26 protein-coding genes, 2 tRNA genes and 1 riboswitch are annotated in these 24,660 nt (G+C 45.2%); of the genes, 5 read left to right on the top strand and 23 right to left on the bottom strand.

Translation table 11 applies throughout. The annotated features are described in order from the left end of the window. Nucleotides 1-7 precede the first annotated feature (7 nt). Together RTR76_RS10565 and RTR76_RS10570 are read right to left on the bottom strand one after the other, a co-directional pair. A tRNA-Lys gene (locus tag RTR76_RS10565) sits at nt 8-83 on the bottom strand. A 5-nt stretch (nt 84-88) separates the two neighbouring features. Next, a tRNA-Gln gene (locus tag RTR76_RS10570) sits at nt 89-165 on the bottom strand. A gap of 172 nt (nt 166-337) precedes the next feature. Between RTR76_RS10570 and RTR76_RS10575 the strand changes: the two genes are divergently transcribed. Then, nucleotides 338-961, top strand: a complete 624-nt coding sequence (locus RTR76_RS10575; RefSeq protein WP_312520341.1) for a hypothetical protein — start codon at nt 338-340, stop codon at nt 959-961. Between the two features lie 218 nt (nt 962-1,179). On the opposite strand, the gene RTR76_RS10580 is transcribed toward RTR76_RS10575, so the two are convergent. The 19 genes from RTR76_RS10580 to cbiD form a co-directional block, all read right to left on the bottom strand. Next, nucleotides 1,180-1,380, bottom strand: a complete 201-nt coding sequence (locus RTR76_RS10580) for a hypothetical protein (protein WP_312520344.1) — start codon at nt 1,378-1,380, stop codon at nt 1,180-1,182. 111 nt (nt 1,381-1,491) lie between these two features. Further along, nucleotides 1,492-3,210, bottom strand: coding sequence for an ABC transporter ATP-binding protein/permease (locus RTR76_RS10585; protein ID WP_312520346.1), 1,719 nt, complete (start codon nt 3,208-3,210; stop codon nt 1,492-1,494). Between the two features lie 126 nt (nt 3,211-3,336). Continuing rightward, nucleotides 3,337-3,960, bottom strand: a complete 624-nt coding sequence (gene cobC, locus RTR76_RS10590) for an alpha-ribazole phosphatase (RefSeq protein ID WP_312520349.1) — start codon at nt 3,958-3,960, stop codon at nt 3,337-3,339. Beyond that, nucleotides 3,953-5,059: a threonine-phosphate decarboxylase CobD gene (gene cobD / locus RTR76_RS10595; protein WP_312520352.1), complete on the bottom strand. Its 1,107-nt coding sequence runs from the start codon at nt 5,057-5,059 to the stop codon at nt 3,953-3,955. Before cobD ends, cobC begins: the two co-directional genes overlap by 8 nt. Beyond that, nucleotides 5,047-5,934 carry a GHMP kinase gene (locus RTR76_RS10600; RefSeq protein ID WP_312520355.1) on the bottom strand — a complete coding sequence of 296 codons (888 nt, stop codon included), beginning with the start codon at nt 5,932-5,934 and terminating at the stop codon, nt 5,047-5,049. Before RTR76_RS10600 ends, cobD begins: the two co-directional genes overlap by 13 nt. Before the next feature lie 21 nt (nt 5,935-5,955). Next, on the bottom strand, nt 5,956-6,705 hold the full coding sequence (gene cobS, locus RTR76_RS10605) for an adenosylcobinamide-GDP ribazoletransferase (protein WP_312520660.1): 750 nt from the start codon (nt 6,703-6,705) through the stop codon (nt 5,956-5,958). 16 nt (nt 6,706-6,721) lie between these two features. After that, nucleotides 6,722-7,675, bottom strand: coding sequence for an adenosylcobinamide-phosphate synthase CbiB (gene cbiB, locus RTR76_RS10610; RefSeq protein ID WP_312520357.1), 954 nt, complete (start codon nt 7,673-7,675; stop codon nt 6,722-6,724). Beyond that, nucleotides 7,672-9,195 (bottom strand): cobyric acid synthase, encoded by a 1,524-nt coding sequence (locus tag RTR76_RS10615; RefSeq protein WP_312520359.1) that lies wholly within the window; start codon nt 9,193-9,195, stop codon nt 7,672-7,674. Before RTR76_RS10615 ends, cbiB begins: the two co-directional genes overlap by 4 nt. Continuing rightward, nucleotides 9,188-9,769, bottom strand: a complete 582-nt coding sequence (cobU, locus tag RTR76_RS10620; protein ID WP_312520361.1) for a bifunctional adenosylcobinamide kinase/adenosylcobinamide-phosphate guanylyltransferase — start codon at nt 9,767-9,769, stop codon at nt 9,188-9,190. The genes RTR76_RS10615 and cobU overlap by 8 nt, the downstream gene beginning before the upstream one ends. Before the next feature lie 17 nt (nt 9,770-9,786). Continuing rightward, on the bottom strand, nt 9,787-11,172 hold the full coding sequence (locus RTR76_RS10625) for a cobyrinate a,c-diamide synthase (protein WP_312520364.1): 1,386 nt from the start codon (nt 11,170-11,172) through the stop codon (nt 9,787-9,789). 62 nt (nt 11,173-11,234) lie between these two features. Continuing rightward, nucleotides 11,235-11,861, bottom strand: a complete 627-nt coding sequence (locus tag RTR76_RS10630) for a precorrin-8X methylmutase (protein ID WP_312520366.1) — start codon at nt 11,859-11,861, stop codon at nt 11,235-11,237. Beyond that, nucleotides 11,849-12,622 carry a precorrin-6A reductase gene (cobK, locus tag RTR76_RS10635; protein ID WP_312520369.1) on the bottom strand — a complete coding sequence of 258 codons (774 nt, stop codon included), beginning with the start codon at nt 12,620-12,622 and terminating at the stop codon, nt 11,849-11,851. The genes RTR76_RS10630 and cobK overlap by 13 nt, the downstream gene beginning before the upstream one ends. Next, nucleotides 12,619-13,317, bottom strand: coding sequence for a precorrin-3B C(17)-methyltransferase (gene cobJ / locus RTR76_RS10640; protein WP_312520661.1), 699 nt, complete (start codon nt 13,315-13,317; stop codon nt 12,619-12,621). The genes cobK and cobJ overlap by 4 nt, the downstream gene beginning before the upstream one ends. 11 nt (nt 13,318-13,328) lie before the next feature. After that, entirely contained in the window at nt 13,329-14,402 is a 1,074-nt protein-coding gene (locus RTR76_RS10645) for a cobalt-precorrin 5A hydrolase (RefSeq protein WP_312520372.1), read from the bottom strand. Next, complete coding sequence (gene cobM, locus RTR76_RS10650) at nt 14,399-15,154, bottom strand: precorrin-4 C(11)-methyltransferase (RefSeq protein WP_312520375.1); 756 nt, start codon at nt 15,152-15,154, stop codon at nt 14,399-14,401. The genes RTR76_RS10645 and cobM overlap by 4 nt, the downstream gene beginning before the upstream one ends. Before the next feature lies 1 nt (nt 15,155). After that, on the bottom strand, nt 15,156-15,866 hold the full coding sequence (gene cobI / locus RTR76_RS10655; RefSeq protein WP_312520378.1) for a precorrin-2 C(20)-methyltransferase: 711 nt from the start codon (nt 15,864-15,866) through the stop codon (nt 15,156-15,158). Further along, nucleotides 15,867-16,457, bottom strand: a complete 591-nt coding sequence (gene cbiT / locus RTR76_RS10660; RefSeq protein WP_312520379.1) for a precorrin-6Y C5,15-methyltransferase (decarboxylating) subunit CbiT — start codon at nt 16,455-16,457, stop codon at nt 15,867-15,869. After that, complete coding sequence (gene cbiE / locus RTR76_RS10665; protein WP_312520381.1) at nt 16,450-17,079, bottom strand: precorrin-6y C5,15-methyltransferase (decarboxylating) subunit CbiE; 630 nt, start codon at nt 17,077-17,079, stop codon at nt 16,450-16,452. Before cbiE ends, cbiT begins: the two co-directional genes overlap by 8 nt. Continuing rightward, on the bottom strand, nt 17,064-18,164 hold the full coding sequence (gene cbiD / locus RTR76_RS10670) for a cobalt-precorrin-5B (C(1))-methyltransferase CbiD (RefSeq protein WP_312520384.1): 1,101 nt from the start codon (nt 18,162-18,164) through the stop codon (nt 17,064-17,066). Before cbiD ends, cbiE begins: the two co-directional genes overlap by 16 nt. Before the next feature lie 89 nt (nt 18,165-18,253). Further along, nucleotides 18,254-18,434: riboswitch (cobalamin riboswitch) on the bottom strand. A 269-nt stretch (nt 18,435-18,703) separates the two neighbouring features. Between cbiD and RTR76_RS10675 the strand changes: the two genes are divergently transcribed. Together RTR76_RS10675 and ldhH are read left to right on the top strand one after the other, a co-directional pair. Further along, nucleotides 18,704-19,315, top strand: coding sequence for a lactate utilization protein (locus tag RTR76_RS10675; RefSeq protein WP_312520386.1), 612 nt, complete (start codon nt 18,704-18,706; stop codon nt 19,313-19,315). Continuing rightward, on the top strand, nt 19,315-21,489 hold the full coding sequence (ldhH, locus tag RTR76_RS10680; RefSeq protein WP_312520390.1) for an L-lactate dehydrogenase (quinone) large subunit LdhH: 2,175 nt from the start codon (nt 19,315-19,317) through the stop codon (nt 21,487-21,489). The genes RTR76_RS10675 and ldhH overlap by 1 nt, the downstream gene beginning before the upstream one ends. Nucleotides 21,490-21,544: 55 nt before the next feature. On the opposite strand, the gene RTR76_RS10685 is transcribed toward ldhH, so the two are convergent. Together RTR76_RS10685 and RTR76_RS10690 are read right to left on the bottom strand one after the other, a co-directional pair. After that, nucleotides 21,545-22,582: an aminotransferase class V-fold PLP-dependent enzyme gene (locus RTR76_RS10685; protein WP_312520393.1), complete on the bottom strand. Its 1,038-nt coding sequence runs from the start codon at nt 22,580-22,582 to the stop codon at nt 21,545-21,547. Nucleotides 22,583-22,634: 52 nt separating this feature from the next. Then, the gene (locus RTR76_RS10690; RefSeq protein ID WP_312520396.1) at nt 22,635-23,606 is read right to left on the bottom strand and encodes a TAXI family TRAP transporter solute-binding subunit; all 972 of its coding nucleotides are present in this window, start codon (nt 23,604-23,606) and stop codon (nt 22,635-22,637) included. A gap of 440 nt (nt 23,607-24,046) precedes the next feature. Between RTR76_RS10690 and RTR76_RS10695 the strand changes: the two genes are divergently transcribed. Both RTR76_RS10695 and RTR76_RS10700 read left to right on the top strand, forming a co-directional pair. Continuing rightward, nucleotides 24,047-24,400 carry a hypothetical protein gene (locus tag RTR76_RS10695; RefSeq protein ID WP_312520399.1) on the top strand — a complete coding sequence of 118 codons (354 nt, stop codon included), beginning with the start codon at nt 24,047-24,049 and terminating at the stop codon, nt 24,398-24,400. Nucleotides 24,401-24,496: 96 nt separating this feature from the next. Beyond that, nucleotides 24,497-24,655 (top strand): hypothetical protein, encoded by a 159-nt coding sequence (locus RTR76_RS10700; RefSeq protein WP_312520401.1) that lies wholly within the window; start codon nt 24,497-24,499, stop codon nt 24,653-24,655. Nucleotides 24,656-24,660: the final 5 nt, after the last annotated feature.

Here is a 24,660-nt window from a genome sequence, read left to right on the forward strand (position 1 = left end):
AATTCATTGGTGACCCACGTAGGAATCGAACCTACAACCTACTGATTAAGAGTCAGTTGCTCTGCCAGTTGAGCTAGTGAGTCATATATGGCTGGGGAGGGAGGATTTGAACCCACGAATGCCTGAGTCAGAGTCAGGTGCCTTAGCCAGCTTGGCGACTCCCCAACGTCAGCAATTAATTTGCCGTTACTTGATATAGTATACACCCGCATATAACATAAGTCAACTTTTTAGTTGCGCTTTTTTTTAAAATATTGATGAATGATCAGTTTTATTTACCAGGGATTGTGTCCATAAAAAGATGAAAAACTAAAAAAAAAAGGAGGCGACAGTGCGAATGGAAAAAACATCAACAAGACGTAAATTGCGCCGTAAGTATAAACGTTATGCCGCTGCCGTAGCAGGCGCTGCTATTTTAACAGGAGCCGCCTTACCGGGAGTGCCAGTTGCTAAGGCCTTAGCGGCTGAGAACCCCTACACTCCTTCTAATAAAACTGAGCAGACCACAATGATTGATAAGGATACGCAAAAACCTGTGAAAAAAGTGGTTGCTGAAAAAGAATCGACCAAGGATCGCAGAGATTATCGGGATAGCTGGCGTGATAGAGATCGAGACCGCAATAACGGCTGGCATGAACATAAATATGGCTGGCCTAGTGCAGATGAAAATCAGGGCTGGTATGAAAACGGACGCATCTATTATCGCAGCGATAACTACCGGAATTATAACAGTGATCGCTATGGTTATTCCCACTATCTCAGCAGCCCTGTAGACGCTGTAAAAGCTTCTGCTGCTAATTATGGATTCAGTAGATACAATGATTCTTTCACAACTATTTCTCAGTCTACTAATAGCGCAACTGTCCAAGTAACCAAGAACTCGACAGGGAAACGTTTTTTAGTTAACCTGGAAAGAGATTCGAACAGGGACTGGCACATCATCTCCGTGCGCAGCTTGTAACTACCATTGGTACCGCTTTTAAGCGGTACCAATTTTTGATTCTTCTCATCTTTCGTGAGTCACCTTCTGGGAACAGCTTCGCTTCTCACAACAGTTTTTGCAAAAACGGCGTAAAAAAAGCCGATTTGCGCTGCTTGCAAAATCAGCCTACGAGATATCTCCGAAGAAACATACCCGCGAATATTCTAGCACTTTATGACAATGCCGTCGTGCTTTCGTTATTTCGTTTCACAAAATTCCTCTTCATCGAGGTAAATCCAATCATGCCCTACTTTCTGAAACATCCTCAAACAAGGGTCATCTTCCGATACGAATACTGTAATAGCATTGTTGGCAAGGGGATTAGTTTTTGCATTTTCTTCAACTCGTTCAATCACTCTTTTTAATTGATCTGTATATAAAGTAAAGGTTTTCGTCATTATGTCCTCGCTATACTATTTTATCTATAAGCAAAATTATAGTCGGTAAGTCGAGTGAAATACAAGAAAAATTTAATAAAAAGTTATTAACATGTATGAAATAATCGTTCATCAACATTTTCCGAAGCTCCATCCCCCTTCATCGTCCAATTCCAGCCTCTGTTGATGGTACTTAAGCAGTGTTTTTCTGTGGCCAACACTGATAATTGCGGTTTTGTCCAAGGCTTTACATACTAACGCATAGACAATTTGTTCAGCATCTTCATCTAGAGCAGAAGTAGCCTCATCTAAAAATAACCAATCCGGTTTTTGCAGTAAGGCCCGCGCAAAAGCAATTCTCTGCTGCTCCCCTAAGGATAGCACTTGTCCCCAATCCTGTGCTTCATTCAGTTTAGTTGTTAAATATGGCAGCTTGCAGGCCGTGAGAATCATCTGTAAATCTTGATCATTCACGGTGTGCTCTACTCCTGGATATAGAAGGACTTCTCGCAATGTATCGATCGGCATATAAGATTTCTGAGGTACAAACATAATTTTATCTGCATGAGGAAAAGCAATATTGCCGCTGGCAAACGGCCATATTCCCGCTAAGGTACGTAATACAGTACTCTTACCGCACCCGGATGGGCCTGTAATTACGACTCTCCCTCCCCTATTGATTTTAACTGACAAGCCTGCTACTAAACCATATCCATCAGGCTGAAAAACCGTTACATTCTCGGTCGTGAAGCAGTCCCTGCTTGCTTGATAGATAATATCTTGTTGATTTACATTCTTCGTCTGTACCGTCTCCATGTAGGTAAGGAAGTTATTAAGCCGATTAACAACAGCCCTCCACTGTGCAAGCCGGGTAAAGCTGTCAATAATAAAAGAGAAACCTGTTTGAACATGATGATAAGCGTCAATGACCTGAAACATCTGCCCTAAATGGATTTGCCCTAGAAAGTAACGGGGCGATGAAATTAAAATAGAAAAGATAACCGCTACTTGTGAGTATCCCGTAGTTAACCACATAAGCCGTTTACGAACTGCAATGATTTGCATAAAATTAGTAACAATATTATTGAAATGGCGCAGGCAATTCTGCCTTTCTTTATTCTCTCCATTATATAGTGCAATACTCTCTGCATTTTCACGTATGCGGACCAGACTAAACCGAAAATCGGCCTCATATCGCTGCTGATTATATTCCAGTCTGACCAGGGGACGCCCTGTTCGCAAGGTCCAATAGGTCCCAGCTATAGCATACCCTAAAGCCAGCCATACTAAATAACCGTATATGGATATAGTGAGATTGGCAATGGAAACCGTTACAACTCCAGATAAACTCCACAAGATAAGCACAAAGGAAAACACGGTCACGGCATCCTGCAGAAAATCTACAGATAATCGCAAAGTAAGCATGACAAACAGTTCAACATCTTCACTTATTCTCTGATCAGGATTGTCGGCTTCATTTCCTGCCATTAGCTGCAGACGGTAGTATGTTTTCTTTTGCAGCCACTTTGTTAAATACCGTTCCGTTAACCAACGGCGCCAACGGTTATGCAACAGCAAACGGGCATAGATTTGATATCCCTTTACAACAATGAACAATGTAGCCAGCAATGCATAAACTTCTATGGATTCAATAAAGCCACTCTGATTATAGTTTTGAATGACCTGATAAAAATCGCTCTGCCAGAGATTGAGCTGCACTGTTATATATACTAACACAAGATTTAAGCTGATAACACTTATTAACAATAGCCAGGCTGACCATTTTTCTTCGGAAAACCAGTAGGAACGGGCAATGGTCCAAGCACTTCTCAATACAGCTCCCCGTCTCATTACAGCATCCTCTCCTCCTCACCTCTCTATGTTATATTTCCCGACTCCCATTGTCATGACAAAAGGTGTAACTCACAAACAAAAAATCCGGCAGTATTTTAACTGCCGGATTTACAATTGCGAAGCTTATTTTGTTTTACCTGCGTGATGCAAGTGGCACGAGTCATTAAACAAGCCGAGCATTACCCTGCCTTCGTAATATTCCAGGATATTAACTGCCGTATTATCCTGCTTTAAGCTCCATACTTGATTTAAATGAAGATTGAGTACTGCACAAAGCAAGGACCGGATGGTCCCCCCGTGAGAAACTATTGCAATTGTCTCCCCCGGATGATTATTGACAAGTTCACAAACAGCTGCATATGCTCTTTCTTTCACTATAGGAAATGACTCTCCACCCGGAATTTCTACCTCATCAGCATAGCTATATAATTTTTCAAGCATGCCAGGCCATTGCTCATTAATTCCGTCGTAGGTCAGTCCCTCCCACTCGCCAAAGCAGATTTCCCGAAGGGCCGGTACGCTACCAACAACTAACCCATGTTTAGCAGCAATATGTTCAGCAGTAACAAATGCCCTGCTTAAATCACTGGCATAAACGGCTGTCAGCGGCTCATCAGCCAAGCGCTCTGCCACAAGCTCAGCCTGTCGTATTCCTTCGGCAGTTAAAGCGATATCAGTATGTCCCTGATATTTCATTTCATGATTCCATAGTGTTTGCCCATGACGAACCAAAATTACTTTAGTCATGCTCTTCACCTGCCAAAATTTGTTGAAGTGCTTCAATAAGTTTTCGATTCTGTTCTGGCAGCTTTACAGCCACCCGAATAAAATGATTACCAAGGCCCGGATAATTACTACAGTCTCGAATCAATATATGATGCGCAAATAACTGCTTTCGCATTTGCGCGGCACTTAACCCCGTCTTAGCTATATTAATAAGAATATAGTTAACTGACGGAGAATATGCCTTAATACTGCCGATTAATGATAAGTCCTGAAATAGTCTTGTTTTTGCATCAACAATTACCCGACGGCTAAGCTGGCGGTATTCCTGGTCCGCCAAAGCCGCCACGCCGGCAGCCTGAGCCAGCGAATTGACATTCCAGGGATCTTTTCCCTTATGCAGCAAACGTACTAAGGCAGGATCTGCAATAGCAAAGCCCAGACGCAAGCCTGGAATAGCATAGAATTTAGTCAGCGAATGTACTATCACCAAATTGGGATATTGGTCTACCAGCCAGCGGCAAGTATACTTGTCATCATTTTCAATAAAATCAATAAAAGACTCATCAATGACCACCAGGCTGTCCAGCTCTGCAGCAGCTGCCACTACTCTCGTGATATCCTCGCGAGAAATCAGGCCACCTGTAGGATTATTGGGATTGCCAAGAAATACAATTGATTTTGCAGTCATAGCCTTTAATACATAAGATAGTTCAAAAGCAAAATCACTTGTCTCCTGCAAAAAACAATAATCAATTTCAGCACCGGCTGCAATAGCTGCCCGCTCATATTCACTAAAAGTAGGCGCTGGAACCACAACGCGTTTTGGGTGAAGCATATGACACAGCAGATACAGCAATTCAACAGCACCATTGCCTGCAATAATCTGTTCAGGCGGAACACGATAATAGGTACTAATCGCCGCTTTCAAGTCCGTTGCCTGTGCGTCAGGATAGTGAATGATATGCGGCAGCTGTTCGGCAATCCTTTTATTGACAGTCGGTGATATCCCTAATGGATTGATATTCGCACTAAAATCAAGCAGTTCTCCAAGATTCCCGCCTTTTAAGCGGGCAGCTTGGTATAAATTTCCTCCATGTTCATAAACGGCTATATCTTCCACTCGTCATCTACCTCCACAAGCGTTAATCCGCCGGATATCAGACGGGCGGTACGGATATATTGCACCTTCCCATCGCATAAGGAAAGAATATGTTCAATACATTGTTGTTGTCCTCTATGTCCAGCTGGAAACAGTACGCCGAGTACAGTCCCGCTGTGAGCTGCATTCACACCTACCGCTCCATAGTATTTGCCAATTTCAATAATTTGTTCCAAATAGGGTTTATATAATATAGATTGATTGGCCAGAGCACTAATCGTAGCGCCTTCACCAATCAGTCGGCTGTCCCCTTTTTTCAATCCGGCTGCAACTAGTTCCACCGCCTCAAGTACGGCTTTTTCTTTGGAATAATTGCGATCTGCCAAATCATTGCGGCGATTAAAAGACAGTGTATCAATCTCACCGCCAACATCTAATATAACAATCTCTATTGGCGGCGGATTACCTAAGCTTTCGCTTATTTTTCCCTCCACATGGTCAAACATCATAATGCCAGGATAAAAAATAGCGTCAGTCGGCTCAATTGCTAATGCAATTGCAGCAATTTCCTCAGCCTTTAGCAGCCGGCCGCAATGAATAGCCGTTGCCTGGCAGGCAGCACTGATATCAGCACTGCTTGAAGCCATGCCTTTGCCAATTAGAAGCTCTGATTGAATTTGAATGGAATGACTTTGCTGTGGTACTCCCAAATAGCGCAACGTCATTTCCATTGCCGTTGCCGCTTTCTGGTAATCAGGCAAAACTGTTGATGCACAGGAAATAATATGAGCCTGAGAATACACGTCAATGGGACAAGTAATTAAGAAATTTTGCCCTTTAATGGTACCCTGCACAAGTTCGCCGCAGGAGCCGGGCGCCTTAACTTTAATCGCCATAGGCCTCTCCTGTAATACTTTTTATAGAATTAGAAATACAAATAATACAACTACTTCGCTTAGTTCGGTAATAGCTCCGTATGTATCACCGGTCAAGCCGCCTAAAATGCCTTTGACATAATTGCCAAACAGCACAATAAAGACCAGCACTGCTGCAAGAGCTGCCAACGCAGGCTTTCCTGCCAGGAATACCGTCGCACATAGCAGGACTAATGCACCTGTTAGGAGCGCAGCAACAAATAATGCCTTCTTACCGGCGTACTGCGCAAATGCTTTGCCCATACCGTCAGGACGGGCATAGGGAAAACAGGTAATACCCACAACCATTGCAAAGCGGCTGACTACGGGCATGATAAATAGCGCCGCCGTCAAATGGCTTGGAGTCATATCCATCAGCAGTGACCACTTTAAGAGGACAATCAGACAAAATGCCATGACTCCATTAGCACCAACCCGGCTGTCTTTCATGATTTCCAGCATCCGTTCCCTGTTTCGTCCCGAGAAGATTCCATCGGCTGTATCCATTAGTCCATCTCCGTGGAGTCCGCCAGTAATAACAATTTCAGTTGTAATTAGTATAACAGCCAGAACATTTGGTGGTAAATGTTTTCCTAAAAATAAGTTAACAGCCACCAAAATCAGCCCGATAATCGCTCCTATCAGCGGGAAATAACGTACACTCCTGCCAAAAATTTCTGGTGACCAGTTCGTCTGATGAGAAACTTTTAGACGGGTAAGAAATTGCAAACCAGTTAAAAAGTCCTGTAACAACACCCTTACCTCCCTGTTACCATTTACTTACTATAAGCAGCAGTACGCAAATAGCGGTGACAGCATACATAATCTGAACTGTTTTCTGAATATAAACGGCAGAGAGCGTATTTTCCTCGTCTCCCATATAGGCCCGCAAAGAAGCAACTCCTCCGTAATAATTCAATCCCCCCAGGCGTACGCCCAGCGCTCCGGCAACTCCGGCTTCTGCTATACCACTATTGGGACTGGGGTGTTTGGCTGCATCACGCAGTATCATTTTGACAGAGCCTCTGGCGTTATAGCCCAGCAACAGTGCAGCAATAACCAGCATAATTCCAGTTAGGCGGGCCGGAATATAGTTGAAAATATCATCAACCCGTGCCGCTACCCTGCCAAAATACAAATACTTATCATTTTTGTAGCCCACCATCGAATCCAGCGTATTGACAGCCCGATACAAAAAAGCCAACGGCGCGCCGCCAATAGCGAAATAGATTAACGGCGATATAATCCCGTCTACAATATTTTCTGCTACTGTCTCTACCGTTGCCCGCGTCACTTCGCGTTCGTCCAGCTGTTGCGTGTCCCGGCCTACAATCCAGCCCACTTTATAGCGGGCTTGCTCTAGATTTCCGTCAAGTAAATACTGACAGATTTCTTTGCCCGCAGAGGCCAGACTGCGCGGCGTTATTGCAAAAGAAAGAATAAGAGCTTCTCCCCAAAACACCGCTAGCGGATCTAACCATTGGAGCCCGGCGACAATTAACCAGACAACGGCATAGGTGGTGCCCAATACCGCAAAAACTAACACAGCACCAGCTGCCTGCTGACAGAGGGGAGAATGAGCCGTCCGTCGGAGCGCTTTTTCAAGCAGGCTAATGTAATTGCCAATCAGCACTACCGGATGCAACCTGGAACGGGGATCGCCAATCAAACTGTCAAACAGCACCGCCCCAAGTGGTATCCATTTCTCAAAACCGCTTATCATTTCTTATTCCCCATGATCTGATTCAGCAATTCCATGTTCATGTTCTGACGGACAACTTCGGCCAAACGGTCATAGCTAGCTTCCTTGCTTTCCTTAACATTTAGGATATGCGCCAAAGGTGCCAAGCCTTTACGCTCACGCAATGCATTAATTACAGAACGGCGGTATTGATTATTGTCAAAAATTCCATGGAGATACGTTCCCATCACCAAGCCATCATTTCTTACCACCCCATCTGCCGAAGCGCATTGCTCACCAGAACGGGAAGTAATCGTGAAGGCATGCGAAACAGGTTCTAAAAACTCTGTACGCCCCATGTGAATTTCATAACCAGTCAAATCATTGTCATCATAGGCAAGCCCCAAGAAAGCATGGTGGCTGCAGGTTGCAGTTACCTGATGGGTGATTTTATCTTGTTCAAAGGTAGTGCTTACCGGTAGCAGCCCAAGGCCATCCACTTTATCAAAGGATGATTCGGTGTGTTCAGGATCATGAATTTCATGTCCGAGCATTTGATAGCCGCCGCAAATACCAACTACCGGCACACCGTTGTTGGCTAACTTAGCAATTTCCTGATCATAGCCCTGCTGACGAAGATACAGCAAATCTTCAGTAGTGTTTTTACTGCCCGGCAGAATAATCAGGTCCGGATTGCCAATTGCGTCTCCCTGTTTAATAAAGCGAACAGCTACATCTTCTTCCGCAGCCAGCGCATCAAAATCGGTAAAATTCGATATTTTGGGAGTACGCATGACAACAATCTCAATTTCACCTTTTTGAACGGTCTGCTTGTCATCAAGCGAAACCGAGTCTTCATCATCAATTCCCAGGTTATCAAGGTGAGGGATAACGCCAATAACCGGCTTTCCTGTTTTTTGTTCCAGAAAATCAAGTGCCGGTTTTAGTAAGCTGATATCGCCACGGAACTTATTAATAATAATGCCTTGAACTAATTCCCGTTCATCCGGTTCAAGTAATTCCAATGTTCCCACAACAGAAGCTAAAGCTCCGCCACGGTCAATATCGGCAATTAATAGTACCGGAGCAGGCGCAAGCTTGGCAATCCGCATATTGACAATATCATTTGCCTTCAGATTAACCTCTGCCGGACTGCCGGCGCCTTCAATAACAATAACATCAAATTGGTTATGGAGCTTTTCCAAACACTCTTTGATTACGCCTAATGCCGTAAGGCTGTATTGCGTATGATACTCACGAGCAGACATAGTTCCTACAGGACGTCCCATTAAAATAACCTGTGAACAGGAATTGCCTGTCGGCTTTAACAAAACCGGATTCATTTCTACGACTGGATCTAACCCGGCAGCTTCTGCTTGGGCGACCTGAGCCCGTCCCATTTCACCGCCGGTTTTGGTAACATACGAGTTCAAAGCCATATTTTGTGCTTTAAACGGCGCAACGGCAAAGCCATCCTGCCGGAAAATCCGGCACAAAGCAGTTGTAAGAATACTTTTACCAACATGTGAACTCGTACCCTGAAGCATAATTGTCTTAGCCATGGCTTTTTGCCACCTCCTGATGCAACGCTCTTGCTTTTATTTCAATTGCGAGTCCGCTAACCACCAAATAGACCTCATCAGCCTGAGCGGCTACCCTCTGGTTGGCAATGCCTGCCAAATCGCGATATTCGCGTGCCATAGCATTATCAGGAACAATTCCCATTCCAACCTCATTTGTAACAAAAATAACCGTCTTATTCAGCAGCTTCGCAGCATCCAGCAATTTTGTAATCTCATTAATAACATAATCATGCCTGCTTTCCCGATCCTCTGGAGCGGTGGGCGCAAGCATTAAATTGGTCGTATAAAGGGTCAGACAATCGAACAAGATTACCTCTGCTTGCAGTCCGGCTGTGACTATAGCTTTATCTGCTTCATAAGGAGCTTCAAAAGTAATCCACTCCGCCGATCTCCGGCTTTGATGGATTGCTACCCGTTCCTTCATTTCCTCGTCATATATCTGCGCAGTAGCAATATATGCCATTGGTCCCGCACAGTTTGAAGCGTAGTTCTCGGCAAAGACACTTTTACCGCTGCGGGCACCGCCTGTAACCAGTATGATTTTTCCAGCCATTGCTTTTCCCCACCACTCTAGCAGCTTTTACAGCCTTGATAATTCCGGCATTGTTCAACAAAACGGCTTGCGGCTTGTTCATTACCGGCAAAATGCAAATGCAAATAAGAAGCTAATACATTATTAGCAGCATAGCCGCCATTATAACAAGCCCCGGTGCGCATCTTTTTAAATTCCATTGCCCAAGGGAAACTGCTCTCATCACCATCCGGCAAGAACCGGGAGAAATGAAACTCGTGCCCCTTAAGTGAAGCTCCCGCACCGACTAATATATTATCATGTAAGCTGGTTGCTTCCACATATCCCACTGTTTCCAGTTTTGTCTGCATTTCACAAACAGCCGGGATGACTCCAACCATGTCATACGCATTGTGTTCAAAATCAATAATTTGACGGCATAAATACATGAGGCCGCCACATTCGGCATATACAGGCATACCGCACCGGCAAGCCTGTGCGATGGCTTCACGCATGTCCGTATTGGCCGCCAGCTTTTCAACAAACATTTCGGGAAAGCCGCCGCCTAATAAAAGCCCCTGCACATTAGGCAATTGCATATCGTGCAAAGGACTAAACGGCACAAGCTCTGCCCCCAAAGCAGTCAGAACTTCCAGACTTTCCGGGTAGTAGAAACTAAAAACCTCATCCTGGGCAACACCAATCCGTACAGTCTCTGTAAACTTGCGCGAAGGAACTGCATTCACTTTTAGCTGCGGTGCCTCTCGCCCTGCCGCCAGGAGTCGATCTAAATCGACCTGTCCGGCAATTTGCTCGGCCATCAGGTTAATTGTTTCCTGCGCATCATTTTCTGTAACCGGTTTTAAGCCAAGATGCCGTTCAGGCATTGTCAGTCCGCTATTGCGGTAAACGGTTCCAAGGACTGGAACTCCCAACCGCTCCACAGCCTCACACACCATTTGACAATGGCTGGCAGAACCTAACCGATTCACAATAACGCCAGCTAAGTTGACTTGCGGGTCATACATCTTATAACCCAAAACAGTAGCTGCAGCACTTTCCCCCATCGACTTGGCATCAATAACTAGCACAACTGGAGCCTGGAGCAGTTTGGCAATTGCTGCCGTACTGCTTATTCCATTGCGGCCTCCATCATAAAGTCCCATTACACCTTCAATAATCGCAATATCATTTCCAGCAGCAGTCTTGGCAAATACATCTGCTATTTTTTCAGCAGGCACCAGCCAGGTGTCCAGATTGTGAGAGGGTTTACCACTGGCGAGCCGGTGATAACCAGGATCAATATAATCAGGACCAACTTTATAGGACTGCACAGCAAAGCCTCTCCTGCGCAGTGCAGCCAGTACACCGGTCACAATTGTCGTTTTTCCAACTCCACTGCTTGTACCGGCAATAATAATCCGGGGAATAGTTAAGCCAGACATATTTTCCTCCTTGCTGCCATACAAATTGCCCGATACTTCAGCCTTGTCTTTTTACAAGGCTGCTATCTACCTAACATATACATGATCGCATTTGTAGTTGCCGCGGCAATCGGACTGCCGCCTTTATTGCCCTTAACGGTAATATACGGAACAGGTGACTTTTCCGCTAACAAATCCTTTGATTCACTGGCACCGACGAATCCTACCGGCACGCCGATAATCAAAGCGGGGCGAATAGAGGTCTGCTCCATTAACTCCAGCAGTGCAAATAAAGCCGTCGGCGCATTGCCGATCGCAACAATTGCACCATCCAAACGTTCACCAAACGTACGAATCGCTGCCATGGAGCGGGTTATTCCCTGCTCTTTTGCAAGGCGCGCTACCTCTTCATCAGCAATTAAGCAGTGTACTTGTCCGCCTAATTCCGCCAGCCGGCGGCGATTGATGCCGGTGCGGACCATTTCTACGTCAGTGTAAATGGACGCTCCGTTCTGGAGTGCCTTGCAGCCTGCTGCAATTGCTTCGGGATGAATGACAACGACATTGCCATAGTCAGGATCACCGGCAGCATGTATGATACGGGACACGACCTTAATTTCGGGCTCCGCAAGATTTTTATCAGCCAAATAGGGAGCAATAATTTCCATACTGCGTGTTTCAATTGTCATTGGGTCTGTTATATATTGCATAGGAACGCCTCCTTAACTAACGTAATGATTTCCTGTTTTGAATAGCCAGCCGCTCCATAATTGATTTTGGGACGGCTTATCACAATGAGCGGCAAGTTTAGCGCCATAGCTGCGCTGATTTTTGTATCACTGCCCCCCACCTGACCGCTATTTTTGGTCACGATAACTTCTGCTTGGAACTCCTCGAACATCGCCACATTCAAAGCATGAGAAAAGGGTCCTTGCATCGCTACAATGTCGCGCGGTGAAAATCCCAGTTCCAGGCACTCTTTTAGCACTGCCGGTTCAGGAAGTACCCGGGCAATCAACCGTTTGTCCGCTAGCAGCGGTTCTCCCTTAAACAAAGACAGCGCCCGACTTCCAGTTGTCAGAAAGACAATATTGCCAAGCTTTGCAGCTGTCTTTGCCGCTTGAGCGGCATCATATACTTCATACAGCCGTTCATACTCCGGCAGCGGCACTGCAGGACGTTCATATCGAATATACGGTATCCCTGCATCCCTGCAGGCAGTCATCGCATTTTGCGAAGCATTCGCTGCATAAGGATGGCTGGCATCCACAACCATACGGATAGGGGTTTGCTTTAGAAAAGCAACAAGCTCAAACTGATCAAGAGGGCCTACTCTAACGGTAAGCCGGCTGTTCCTGGCAAGTTCGCCACCGTATTCGCTTACAACCGACAGCAGCACCTCATGACCTTCGCCGACCAGGTCAACGGCAAGCTGGCGTCCGTCAAGAGTACCAGCTAAAACCAGAATCATAACCGGTATCCCCGGGGAGTTATCATCGCACCATCTTGAATATAAGTCTGGCTATTACCGATGACAACAAGGGAAAACATGTCAATATGCTCTTGTGTAAAATTGTCCAGATCCGACAACACCTTATCTTCTTTCTTACGGCTGGCATGGTGAACAATGCCGACAGGTGTCTTGCCAGAGCGGTGACGCAGTACAATTTCACGTACTTCTTCAATTTGGCTGACCCGCTTCGTGCTTTTCGGATTGTAGATAGCAATGACAAAATCGCCGGCCGCAGCCATCTCTGCCCGTTTTTTAATCACTTCCCAGGGTGTGAGCAAATCACTTAAGCTGATAACGCAAAAGTCATGCATCAAAGGGGCACCTAAAATAGCTGCCGATGCACCAACTGCGCTAATACCGGGGACAACAACTACTTCCGGTCTTGTCGCAGCCGGATGCTTCATGGCCAATTCTAAAACTAGTCCAGCCATACCGTATATCCCTGGATCTCCACTGGAAATAACAGCTACATTCTTCCCTGCAATAGCTTCATCCACTGCAGCCTGGCAGCGGTCAACTTCCTGCATCATTCCTGTTCCAATTACGGCCTTGCCTGGTAACAATTCTTCAATCAATTCAATATACGTGTCATAACCAACTATGGTATCTGCCTGGCTGATTGTCTGATGAGCCCTAAGACTCATATCTTCCATACTGCCAGGGCCTATTCCCACCACCGAGACTTTACCTCGGCTATTGCAATGGTTATTTTGGGATGTACTGTCCTGGATAACAACAGACTGTTCGCCTGCCCCGCTAATAATGCTGCTGGTTCGCATACACTGCCAACTCCTATCTGTTCTTCCACAAAACTGGAAGTAGTAAATTTTTGTTCTGATATACATTGCTGCAATTCATCATTGGTAAAAAACTTTAACGGCACTGCCAGCTGCTGAGCCGCAGCAAGCAGTCCAACTTCATCATGCTTAACCTGGGTAGTACCAAGAACGGCGATGCTTTTGGGACTGCGGCCAATTTTGCGGCAGCAATTTTCAATAGCCGTCAATATTTCCGTACTGCTTGTTCCTCTGCGGCAGCCTATGCCGATTGCCAGGGTAGCTGGTCTTAGATAAAGATGCGGCTTTGTCATGTACAATTCTTTGTCTGTAATGACAACCGCACTGTCGTAGTTCTCGGCCGCCCCCAAATCATCCATATCAACCAGGCGGACGCCCATTTCAACTGCAGGCAGATAAAAATGCGTGTAGTTAGCTAACGAGCGGTCCATAAAAAATGTTACCTGATCTCCATTTACAATGGCAGCATTGATTGCTTTCAGCTGTTCAAACGGTTCAATCACAAGATCCAGCTTAACCGCAAGCACATCAGCTGCCGGCAGCCCGGCCACATCAGTGGCTGTCGTAATGACAGGAACGGCATTAACGGCTTTGCTTACCGTTATCGTAAGCTCATTTGCTCTGCCAATATGCCCAGATAACAAGCTGATCGCATGCTGTCCGCCATCATCCATAACAACAACAGCAGGATCAAAGCGCTTATCCTGTATATACGGAGCAATTACGCGCACAACAATGCCTGTTGCCATGATAAAAACAAATCCATCATATTCAGTAAAAACATCTTGGATTAAATGACTCAGGGAATCATAAGTCTGCCCTGCGTCATTTGCGCTCCTGCCTGACTTGGCAAATATGTCTACCTTAAAATCGAGACTTTTTGCCAAGTGTTCAGCCAAAAGCGCCCCTTTATACGTTACGGAAATAATTGCTACTTTCATTTAGCCTCCCGGAACATATGGCCAAACTCAGGTGCATACAAGCGGGATAAGGCATAATCATTATTCAGGCAATTGCCAACAACAATCATTGCCGTCCGGTCAACACCAGCTTCTCTTACCGTCTGTGCGATCGTTGCTAAAGTACCGCGCATAATTCTTTGGTCCGGCCAAGTTGCTTTTTGCACGACTGCGATAGGCGTTTCAAGCGTATAGCCGCCACTAATTAATTCTTCAATTACACTATCGAGCATATGAACACTTAAGAAAATGCACATTGTCGCAGTATGGCTGGCAAGCAGTGCCAGTTTTTCTTTTTCCGGTACCGGAGTCCGGCCCTCGAGTCGGGTAATAATTACCGTCTGTGAAACTTCAGGCAAGGTGTATTCTTGTTTCAAAGCCGCCGCCACTGCCAAAAATGAACTGACCCCGGGTATCACTTCATAAGTAATATTTTTCTTATCCAAAAGATCCATTTGTTCCTGAATGGCTCCATATATACTGGGATCTCCAGTATGCAGGCGAACCACCTTCTGACCGGCAGCCACCGCTTTTTCCATAACGTCGACTACCTCTTCCAGTGTCATAGAGGCACTATTGTAAATGCTGGCTCCTTGTTTAGCCAGCTGCAGCAGCTCAGGATTAACCAATGAACCTGCATAAATAATCACATCAGCCTGATTCAGCAGGCGTTGGCCCTTTACGGTAATTAATTCAGGATCTCCCGGACCTGCTCCGACAAAAACTACTTGCATGTTAAAAGCCCTCTCTTTTCACTAGAATGAGTGATAAATAATTTTTCTCTTTGCCGCGCAGACTCTCTAAATCATAGGTGATAAATTGATCCTGCCGGCCGAGGTTGCTCACAAAAACCGCTTTATCCTGCAGCTGTTTTTCTGTTAAAACATCTAATATTTGATCATATTTACCGGCAACTTTCATTAACACAGCATTAGAAAAATGATCAAATACAGGGCGTAGTTCAGCGGGATCATCCACGGCAGGGATAATTGCCAAACGCTCATTGCCTTCGGCTAAAGCTACATTCAGGTGAGCAGCTGTTGCGGCAAAAGAAGTTACCCCTGGGACACTTTCTACCGCAGCTTCAGGAGCCAAGGCTTGCACTCGCTTTAATAAATAGGTATATGTGCTAAACAGCATAGCATCCCCAATCGTAATGAAAGCGACTCGCTTGCCAGCTTTTAAATAGGAAGCTATTTTTTCGGCCCCCCGTTGCCACTCAGCCTCCAGAACGGCTTTATCCCGGGTCATGGGCGTCGAAATCTCGACAATCTCCGTCGTTTTAGGAATATAAGGTCCCGCAATATGTAATGCTACCAGCTCATTATCAGCACTTGAGCGGGGAACACAAACAACATCCACCATCTGAAGCACCTGGGTCGCCCGGATTGTGAGAAGCTCTGGAGAACCGGGACCAACTCCGATACCATAAAATTCGCCTTTCAATTACCCTTCCTCCTTGGTTGCACTAATAATATAAATAGGGTTAAGCGCCTGGAACATGTGAGAAGCCCCAACAGAGCGGATGCGGCTGACCTGTATGCCGCAAGCTTCACTCGGATAATTCCGTTTCTTCAGTTCCTGAAGCGCACCATGCAAAGTTTCCACGGTTATTGCCGTTATCACCAAACGGCCACCCACCTTAAGCAGACGGTCTGCTTCTGCCAATATTGCGGAAAGCTTGCCGCCGCTGCCGCCAATGAGAATAACATCTGCTTGAGGCAGCGCCGCCATTGCCCCAGGTGCACTGCCTAAGATGGCCGAAACAGCAGGTGTACCGAACCGTTGGGCATTTGCCTTGATTAATTCAATGCCTTCCGTTTCTCTCTCTATGGCAAACACAGCACCGGTTTGGGACTGCAGGGCAGCTTCAATGGATAAAGAGCCCGTTCCAGCACCAATATCAATAATCGTATCACCTTTGGCAATCCGCGCCTTTGCCAGTACCTGTATGCGAATTTCCTGTTTTGTCATTGGAATATCGCCGCGGATAAATTCATTATCAGCAATACCCGGATAATAATGATAATTACTCATCAGACACCACCATAACACAATGATGAAAACCAGTCACTTTACTACCCTCTTCTAAGGTTAGCGCAGCGATGTTCTCATTATCATAGGATAAATTTTCACATAACCAGCACTGCGTTGCCGGGGGCCAGCCCAGCTTGATCAGCAATTCAGCAATAAAAGCCGGGTTATGTTTACCATCAGTCAAAAAGCCCATTTTCTTTCCTGGCTGAAATGCGAGTGCCCCGTCATCCGCCCGCCGGCCATGCATACTGAGTAATAGCGCATCTTGCCAGAAGCGACCTATTCTGGCAAAAGCCAATTGTACAGAGCTGATCCCCGGTATGACTTTCAGCTTAGCGGATCCAAACCTATCTTTAAGGGCAGCAAGCAAGCTGTAGAAGCCCGGATCACCGGAAACCATAACCACAACGTCTTCTGCTGCAACGGCTTTTTCTATATAAGCAAGAACTCCCTCAATATCACTGCCGATCACATAACTTTTTTGATCTTTACGGCTAAAAGCAGTTAAGGCCCTGCGGCTGCCGATCAAAACAGAGGCATTTGCAATTGCCTTGCTCGCTGCAGGCAGCAAATAATCAGGTGATCCCGGCCCAATTCCGGCAACTGTTATGTAATATTCCATCCCAAGGTTCCTCCTATTTCTCTTGCCGCGTCATCCATGCCGAGAATTTGCCCCTGCAGGGTTACAATGACAGTCCCGACCACTAAATCATCAAAAACATACCGGCAGGCTCTTTGGCTCGCCCGGTCTGCCAGCAAAGGATAGACACTTTCTAATTGGTGTTCGGCAATAACCGCCATGGCTGCTTCTGTAGTGGTGCAGGCAAGAATATCACGAATTGCCTGCTGCGAGGCACCAACAGCCCCGGCATAAGCGGCCATTGTTTCAAGCCGGGCATCTGCTACCCGGTTATGAGTATGAAATACGCCAGCTGCGATCTTTACAACTTTACCTAAGTGACCAAACAGCAGTACTTGTTTCATGCCTTGCGCTGCTGCATATTCGAGCATATGTCCAATAAAATTACTAGTCTGAATGACAGTCTCTCCTGGCAGATTATATATATTTATCGCAATATTTTGTCCGATCTTTCCCGGTGCAAAGACGATACTATCATAGCCTAATGCTTTTACCATATTAACCTGAGGTGTCAGCGAGTTCTTAAATGCTTCTTCAGACATAGGCTCAACGATTCCGGTCGTACCTATGATGGATAAACCGCCCACAATTCCCAGTTGAGGGTTAAGCGTCCGCTTAGCTAGTTCCGCTCCCCGGGGAATATTAATGGTCACAACTGCACCCCAGCCTGCCGGAAGCGATTCACTTACTGCTTTTTCGATCATTATACGGGGCCCGGGATTTACCGCAGGCTGACCTGCCGGGACCGACAGTCCAGGTTTCGTAACCGTTCCCACACCTTCACCGGCAACAATAGCAATACCTGGCTGCAGCCGCATTTCTACAACTGTTTCTATACTAACGCCATTGGTGATATCCGGATCATCACCGGCATCTTTAATGACCTTCGCCCAGCCGCTTTTTTCATCGGCTCCGGAAGCGTCAATCGGCACAGTTAATATTCGTCCCTGGGGAGTTGTTACATCTACCTGTGCAATCGTAATTCCCTGCCAGGAAAGAATAGCAGCCTTAGCAGCAGCGGCAACACAAGTACCAGTGGTAATCCCATTTCTCATTGGCTTTGACATTAAAAACCCCCCTACACTATGCAGGGGGGTAAAATAGACACGAATCAAGTGTTAATATTTCCACCCACCTGCCTATCTTCCGTAAGTCATAACGGTGTGTCAGAACAGGCAGGTCTCCTGACTCTAGTTCTTCGCCGCAGTTGCACCTTCCCAGACATTTGTCCAGTGGTTATTACACAACTAAGCTCCCTATTACAGTGGCGGGACCGTGCCGGCATCTGCACCGGCTTCCCTTTTAAGCAAACTTGCACCTATTCCCATATATATATAATTGGTAATACTCTGATAGTATTTGTTATATATTCCATAAAATAACCGCTTTCCCTCCTTTTATGGTTGATTTTATCAAAATATAAATTTTTTTGACTGCAATTACCGAAAACGTGAATTTGTTTACTTTTTCACATAAATTCAAGCAATATCTTTCTTATCCTCATTTTTTTGCACTATTTTCATGCCGGGAAAAAGGATTTTAATTTAGATGTGCGAATATTATTTATGAACTTTACTGGTCTGACCAGTAGCGAAGGAGTGAGACAGTGAAAAAAGTGTGTGAAAATTGGGAAAAATATCTTCCTGCCGATTCTGTTGGAATTTCACTATTTGAAGAATTTCAAAGCCGCGCATCCGGTGCTTCAGCAGAGATAATCCGGGTAAAAGCTCCTTCTGATGCAATTGCTGCCATTACAGGTATCATTGAGAATACGAATGCAAAAAAGGTTGTTGCCGTAAACTGTCCCTTGCAGCAAGCAATCCAGCTTCATGATGCAATCCGGGGAATGGGTCTCACTGTATACACAGAGCAAGGCGATATTGCCGAGCATGCCGAATCGGCTGATATTGGTATCTCCGGTGTCGAGTTCGGCATAGCAGAAACCGGCAGTGTCTGCCAGGATGCTTATGCCGTTGAAAGCCGTCTCGTTTCAACACTTCCGCCTGTTCATATTGCTATTTTAGACAGCAGCCATATTCTACCTGGCATTAAAGAAGCATTTGATGTTATCTCTCAGGTTTTTCATCATGGCTATATTAGCTTTATTACCGGGCCAAGCAGAACTGCAGATATCGAAAGGGTGTTGACTATCGGAGTTCATGGCCCGAGTCGCTTAATCGTCATTGCCATAGACCAATCTGCCGGAGGTGACGCTTAATGGAGACCAATAACCGCAACATACGTGAAGAAATTAATCAAAAACTGGATGATGATATATTGCGTGGCGCCCTAGGGCGTTTTGCCGAAGCCTATCCGATCTCCAGAGCAAAGGCTTACGAGAATGTAGATAATATTGAAGAATTGCGCGACTGGGTACAGCAAATGAAATCGGCTGCCGTTGAAAAAATAGAAGAAATTGCCGATCAGTTTGTTACTGAAGCGACTCGGCGGGGTGCCAAAGTTTTTCGGGCAGGCAACGGAGAAGAAGTAAAAGAGTATTTGTTACGACTTTGCCAGGAAAAAGGTGTCAAGCGTATTGTTAAATCTAAATCTATGGCTTCCGAAGAGATCCATCTGAATGCTGCTTTAGAAGCGGCCGGCCTGCATGTAAAAGAAACAGACCTGGGTGAATGGATCATTTCCCTCGCCGGACAAAAGCCTTCCCATATGGTCATGCCCGCTATCCATCTGAATCGCGACCAGGTAGCCCATTACTTTTCCAAGGAACTGGGTCAAACAATAGAACCGGATATTCCGTTTATGGTGCAAGTCGCACGGCAAAACTTGCGCCAAGAATTTTTGCAGGCTGACATGGGTATTTCAGGTGCTAATTTTGGCATTGCTGAAAATGGTGCGATTGGCTTAGTAACGAATGAAGGAAATGCCCGCTTAGCAACTACGCTCCCCCCTATCCATGTTGCTATCATTGGTTATGAAAAGCTTATTCCTACTATTAAAGATGCCGTTCCAATTTTACGCAGCCTGCCTCGCAGCGCCACTGCTCAATTAATGACCAGCTACATGACCATGATTTGCGGACCTACTCCTGCCATGGTCAAGAAAGACGGCAAATGGGTAGAAGAACAAAAGGAACTGCATATTATCCTGCTGGATAACGGACGGCTGAAAGCAGCTAAAGACGAGAAATTCAAGCAAATCTACCAATGCGTCCGCTGTGCTTCCTGCCTTAACGTTTGCCCTGTTTACACTTTAGTGGGCGGCCATGTGTACGGACATATATATGCAGGCGGTATTGGAGCTATTTTGACTGCCTTTCTTCATAGTATGGGTGATTTTGAAAAAATCAACGAACTCTGCATTGGCTGTCGCAAGTGTACCACAGTCTGTCCAGGACGAATTGATATCCCAGGCCTCATTGAGGAGCTAAGGGCACATTCAGTCAAAGAAAAAGGATTGCCCTTTGCGGTTCAGGCCATGTTTGATCATGTCATTGCTAACAGAAAAGTATTTCATACATTACTTAGATTAGCTTCCATTGGTCAAAAGCCATTCCAGTCAGGCGACTTTATTCGTCATCTCCCGCTCTTTTTTGCCGGTCTGACCAAAGATCGCAGTCTACCGGCAGTAACAGCCAATCCTCTCAGAGATCAAATTAAGCGAATTACAAAAACAAATTCCCGCCCGGTTAAACGAATTGCTTTTTTTAGTGGCTGCAGTACTGATTTTGTTTTTCCGGAAACAGGTGTAGCTGTATACAAAGTATTACAGGATATGAATATGGAGGTAATCTTCCCTGAAGACCAAAGCTGCTGTGGAAAGCCTATGCTTGGCATAGGCGAGCGGGAAGCATCTAAAAAAGTTGCAAAACAAAATATTAAAGCCTTTGAAGCAGCCAATGCCGATGTGATTCTATCTGCCTGCCCTACTTGTGCCGAAACCTGGCAGACAACATTTGTGGAAATCCTCCATGATGAGCCGGAGTGGAAACAGCGCGCGGAAAATCTGGCTGGCAAAGTACGGGAGTTTACCAGTTTTGTTGCTGAGGAATATGAGAAAGCAGGCAGGCTCACTTCAACTGCCAACAATGGAATTAAGGTAACCTATCATGATTCTTGTCACATGAGGCGGAGCCTCAATATATTCGAAGAGCCCCGTCAATTATTAAAAGCACTGCCAGGTTACAATTTTGTTGAAATGAAGGACTGCGATAAATGCTGCGGTATGGCCGGAGCGTTTGGCGTCAAATATGCCGCTCTATCCAGGCCGATATTAAAGCAAAAAATAACGAATATCAGCGATACCGGTGCTGAAGTGGTTGCCGTTGCCTGCCCGGCTTGTATGATGCAGCTCCGTGGCGGACTCGATCAACAGCTTCCGCAAGTTAAGGTAAAACATGTTGCACAAATACTGGCTGAACAACTAGATAAATAAAAAACGCAATGAAAAGAGCACCCATTCGAGTGCTCTTTTCATTGTTTCTACCATTCTATAATAATTCCTTAATATCTTTTATCAACATTTCCACATGCTCTTTCTTCGTTGCCCAGCTTGTACAAAATCTCACCGCACTGTGTCTGGCGTCAATAGTTTCCCAGTGCGAATAAGAATATTTTTCTCTTAATTTACGTAAAATCTCATTCGGCAAAATTGGAAACTGCTGATTCGTCATAGAAGCATAGCGAAAACAAACTCCTTTTGCCGCAAAAGCCTCGCGAATCAACATTGCCATATCAACCGCATGTTTAGAGATATCATGGTATAATCCCTCTTCAAACAAGGTTTCAAACTGAATCCCCAACAATCTCCCCTTAGCCAGCATGCCGCCATTTTGCTTGATAATATACCTAAAATCTTTTTTCAAGGCATCCTTGATTATGACTACGGCTTCCCCCATCAATGCCCCAACCTTCGTACCACCTATGTAAAACATATCACATAGGCTTGCGATATCTGCCAAAGATAGGTCACTGTCTTGCGCCGCCAGACCATAGCCTAATCTAGCACCATCTATAACAAGAGGTAAATCACATTCACGGCAAACTTTACTTAATGCTGCCAGCTCGGATTTACTATAAGTAGTTCCATTCTCGGTAGGATGAGAAATATACACCAGGCCTGGCTGTACCATATGCTCATGAGTAACATCATTCCAGTGAGCCTCATATAATTCTTTTACCTGCTCAGCCTGAAGTTTCCCATCCGGACTCGGTAAAGTAAGCACTTTATGGCCAGTAGCTTCAATCGCTCCAGTCTCATGTACTGCGATATGACCGGTACTCGCAGCCACTACCCCCTGATGGGGACGCAGAATAGAAGCAATCATAATAGTGTTCGCCTGTGTTCCACCAACTAAAAAGTGGACATCTGCATGTTCGGCCCGGCATGCTTTTCTAATATATTGCCGGGCCTTTTCACAGTGTTCATCCATTCCGTATCCGGGTGTCTGCTCTTCGTTGGTTTCTACTAATCGTTTCATAATTTGCTCGTGGGCGCCTTCTGTATAATCACTTTCAAATCGTATCATCTTTAATCGTCTCCCAATACTTCATAATTAACAACAATAGAACGTCTGAGTTTCAATAGACTCCCTTTTCTTTATAGTATTTCACCGCACCGGGATGAAGCGGTATTGACATTCCCCTTGCCGCCTTTTCCAGACTGAGTTCTTTTCCCTTGGGATGTAACCGCACAAGTTCAGACTGACTTTCAAACAGGGATTTTGTCATCGTGTAAACTACGTCCTCCGGTACTGAGCTATTGACAATTAATGCAGCCTGAACCGCAACGGTTCTGATGGCCGCAGTTTGACCTTTGTAAGTATTTGCCGGAATAGTAATAGGCGCCAAAAATGGATATTGCTTATTTACTTTGGCAATCACATTATCTGACATGGATAATATTTTAATTTTATGCTGCCCAGCTATATCCTGTATGATTGAACTTGGACTTGCCGAAACAATAATAAAAGCATCAATAGCCTTTTCTTTAAATTGAGCCGCACTGGCGCCAAACGATAAATACAGGGGCTGAAAATCTTTATAATCAAGTTCATAAATAGCCGCCAATTGGCGGAAGTTGGCTTCTGTCCCACTTCCCGGCGAGCCTATCCCCACTTTTTTCCCGCGAAGATCGGCAATCGTATTTATATTGCTGTCTGCGCGGACTACAATTTGAATAATCTCCGGATATAAAATAGCTATCCCTCTAATCATGGTCAGCTTATCTTTAAATGCTTCTCTGCCATTATAAGCATAATCCATCATATCACTTTGAGCGATAGCCAGCTCTGCTTGTTTTCGATTAACCAATTGAAGATTTTCAACCGATCCGTCAGTTGCCTGAACGGCAACTTGTACACCTGCCTTTTGATTGAAGACTTTTGCCAGCGCATCTCCAAAGGGATAATACATACCTGCAGTACCACCAGTAGCCAAAGTAAGAAGAACCGGGTTCCGCCCGGCGGCAGGACTTCCGCCTGTAGTACCGCATCCGGGCAAAAGACCGGCAAAAATTGCAAGAGTTACCAAAAATCCCACTGTCTTTATCATAGCTTCCTCCACCCTTTTCATTGATGGCCTGGTTATACATTTCTGCGCATTAGAGTGTTTCCCTGCTGAAATGCTGCTATAAAAAAAGTAACCGGCTGGCATCGCCTCACCGATTACTCTGCTTTTATTCTCTTTTATACAAATGATACATAACAGCCATCCATACGGAAAAACCAGCTACCGTATTAAAGGGGTTTACAGTAATACTAAATAGCATACTAATAAGTAAAAATCCCCACAAAAGAAGTCCAAATGGGCTGGTGAACGTACCAGTCCTGTTTAATAACCAATAGACAAAATCCAAATTGCTCTTCCCTTCTAACCAAATTTACTATTATTATTTACCGGTAAGAGCGAGTCTAAACTGCCTTTTGACACATTATTGGCTCTTTTTCATCTTTGTGGTATAATAAGTTGAATTTAGGGAGAGGAAGTGCGTTGTGTCTACTGAAAACACTACTTATCAACTGCAAATGGCCCGTACGTTGTGGAACAATACATATCGTGGAAAAGTAACAAACGATAGCGGCGATTATGTAGCAGCCATCCGCGTTATTTTAGGAATTCCGCTTGACCGGGCAGAGATTCCCGAGAACGCGCCTGACGTTACTGCTTACTTAACGGTACTTGTTGAAGACGCTACAATTACGGCTGATGAATTACTCACTTTCGAAGCAACTCTGTCAGACGTACTGCTGGTTCAACTAAGAAGCGACTACTTTATTCCGGAGCATTGTCACTTCTTTTATCCAAGTCCGCCTGCCCTCATGGAAGAGCAAGGGTTATTATCATAAGAAAAATAAAAACTACTTTGGCATTTTGCCAAGGTAGTTTTTTACTTGCTAATCATATATAGTTATAGAAACGCTTACGCTAAAGGAGGACGACAAATGTACTATTCTATTAAGCACGCTTGCGGCGGCCGCGCCCACCTTATCGGCGGACAGCTTACGTATGGCTGGAACCTCTACTGCTGTGGCCGCTGTGCCGAAACTTTTTACCGCTGGGTAACAGAAAAAATGTTGGAACAGGAACACAATTCCAAATAAGGGCG

This window comes from Anaerospora sp. (assembly GCF_032013335.1).
Lineage (GTDB): Bacteria > Bacillota > Negativicutes > Sporomusales > DSM-15969 > Anaerospora.

Excerpts from the sequence above, each read along its gene's own strand:
- RTR76_RS10575 (WP_312520341.1), top strand. The coding sequence starts at position 338 with ATGGAAAAAACATCAACAAGACGTAAATTGCGCCGTAAGTATAAACGT.
- RTR76_RS10580 (WP_312520344.1), bottom strand. The coding sequence starts at position 1,380 with ATGACGAAAACCTTTACTTTATATACAGATCAATTAAAAAGAGTGATT.
- RTR76_RS10585 (WP_312520346.1), bottom strand. The coding sequence starts at position 3,210 with ATGAGACGGGGAGCTGTATTGAGAAGTGCTTGGACCATTGCCCGTTCC.
- cobC (WP_312520349.1), bottom strand. The coding sequence starts at position 3,960 with ATGACTAAAGTAATTTTGGTTCGTCATGGGCAAACACTATGGAATCAT.
- RTR76_RS10600 (WP_312520355.1), bottom strand. The coding sequence starts at position 5,934 with ATGGCGATTAAAGTTAAGGCGCCCGGCTCCTGCGGCGAACTTGTGCAG.
- cbiB (WP_312520357.1), bottom strand. The coding sequence starts at position 7,675 with ATGATAAGCGGTTTTGAGAAATGGATACCACTTGGGGCGGTGCTGTTT.
- RTR76_RS10615 (WP_312520359.1), bottom strand. The coding sequence starts at position 9,195 with ATGGCTAAGACAATTATGCTTCAGGGTACGAGTTCACATGTTGGTAAA.
- cobU (WP_312520361.1), bottom strand. The coding sequence starts at position 9,769 with ATGGCTGGAAAAATCATACTGGTTACAGGCGGTGCCCGCAGCGGTAAA.
- RTR76_RS10625 (WP_312520364.1), bottom strand. The coding sequence starts at position 11,172 with ATGTCTGGCTTAACTATTCCCCGGATTATTATTGCCGGTACAAGCAGT.
- RTR76_RS10630 (WP_312520366.1), bottom strand. The coding sequence starts at position 11,861 with ATGCAATATATAACAGACCCAATGACAATTGAAACACGCAGTATGGAA.
- cobK (WP_312520369.1), bottom strand. The coding sequence starts at position 12,622 with ATGATTCTGGTTTTAGCTGGTACTCTTGACGGACGCCAGCTTGCCGTT.
- cobJ (WP_312520661.1), bottom strand. The coding sequence starts at position 13,317 with ATGGAAGATATGAGTCTTAGGGCTCATCAGACAATCAGCCAGGCAGAT.
- RTR76_RS10645 (WP_312520372.1), bottom strand. The coding sequence starts at position 14,402 with ATGAAAGTAGCAATTATTTCCGTAACGTATAAAGGGGCGCTTTTGGCT.
- cobM (WP_312520375.1), bottom strand. The coding sequence starts at position 15,154 with ATGCAAGTAGTTTTTGTCGGAGCAGGTCCGGGAGATCCTGAATTAATT.
- cbiT (WP_312520379.1), bottom strand. The coding sequence starts at position 16,457 with ATGAGTAATTATCATTATTATCCGGGTATTGCTGATAATGAATTTATC.
- cbiE (WP_312520381.1), bottom strand. The coding sequence starts at position 17,079 with ATGGAATATTACATAACAGTTGCCGGAATTGGGCCGGGATCACCTGAT.
- cbiD (WP_312520384.1), bottom strand. The coding sequence starts at position 18,164 with ATGTCAAAGCCAATGAGAAATGGGATTACCACTGGTACTTGTGTTGCC.
- ldhH (WP_312520390.1), top strand. The coding sequence starts at position 19,315 with ATGGAGACCAATAACCGCAACATACGTGAAGAAATTAATCAAAAACTG.
- RTR76_RS10685 (WP_312520393.1), bottom strand. The coding sequence starts at position 22,582 with ATGATACGATTTGAAAGTGATTATACAGAAGGCGCCCACGAGCAAATT.
- RTR76_RS10690 (WP_312520396.1), bottom strand. The coding sequence starts at position 23,606 with ATGATAAAGACAGTGGGATTTTTGGTAACTCTTGCAATTTTTGCCGGT.
- RTR76_RS10700 (WP_312520401.1), top strand. The coding sequence starts at position 24,497 with ATGTACTATTCTATTAAGCACGCTTGCGGCGGCCGCGCCCACCTTATC.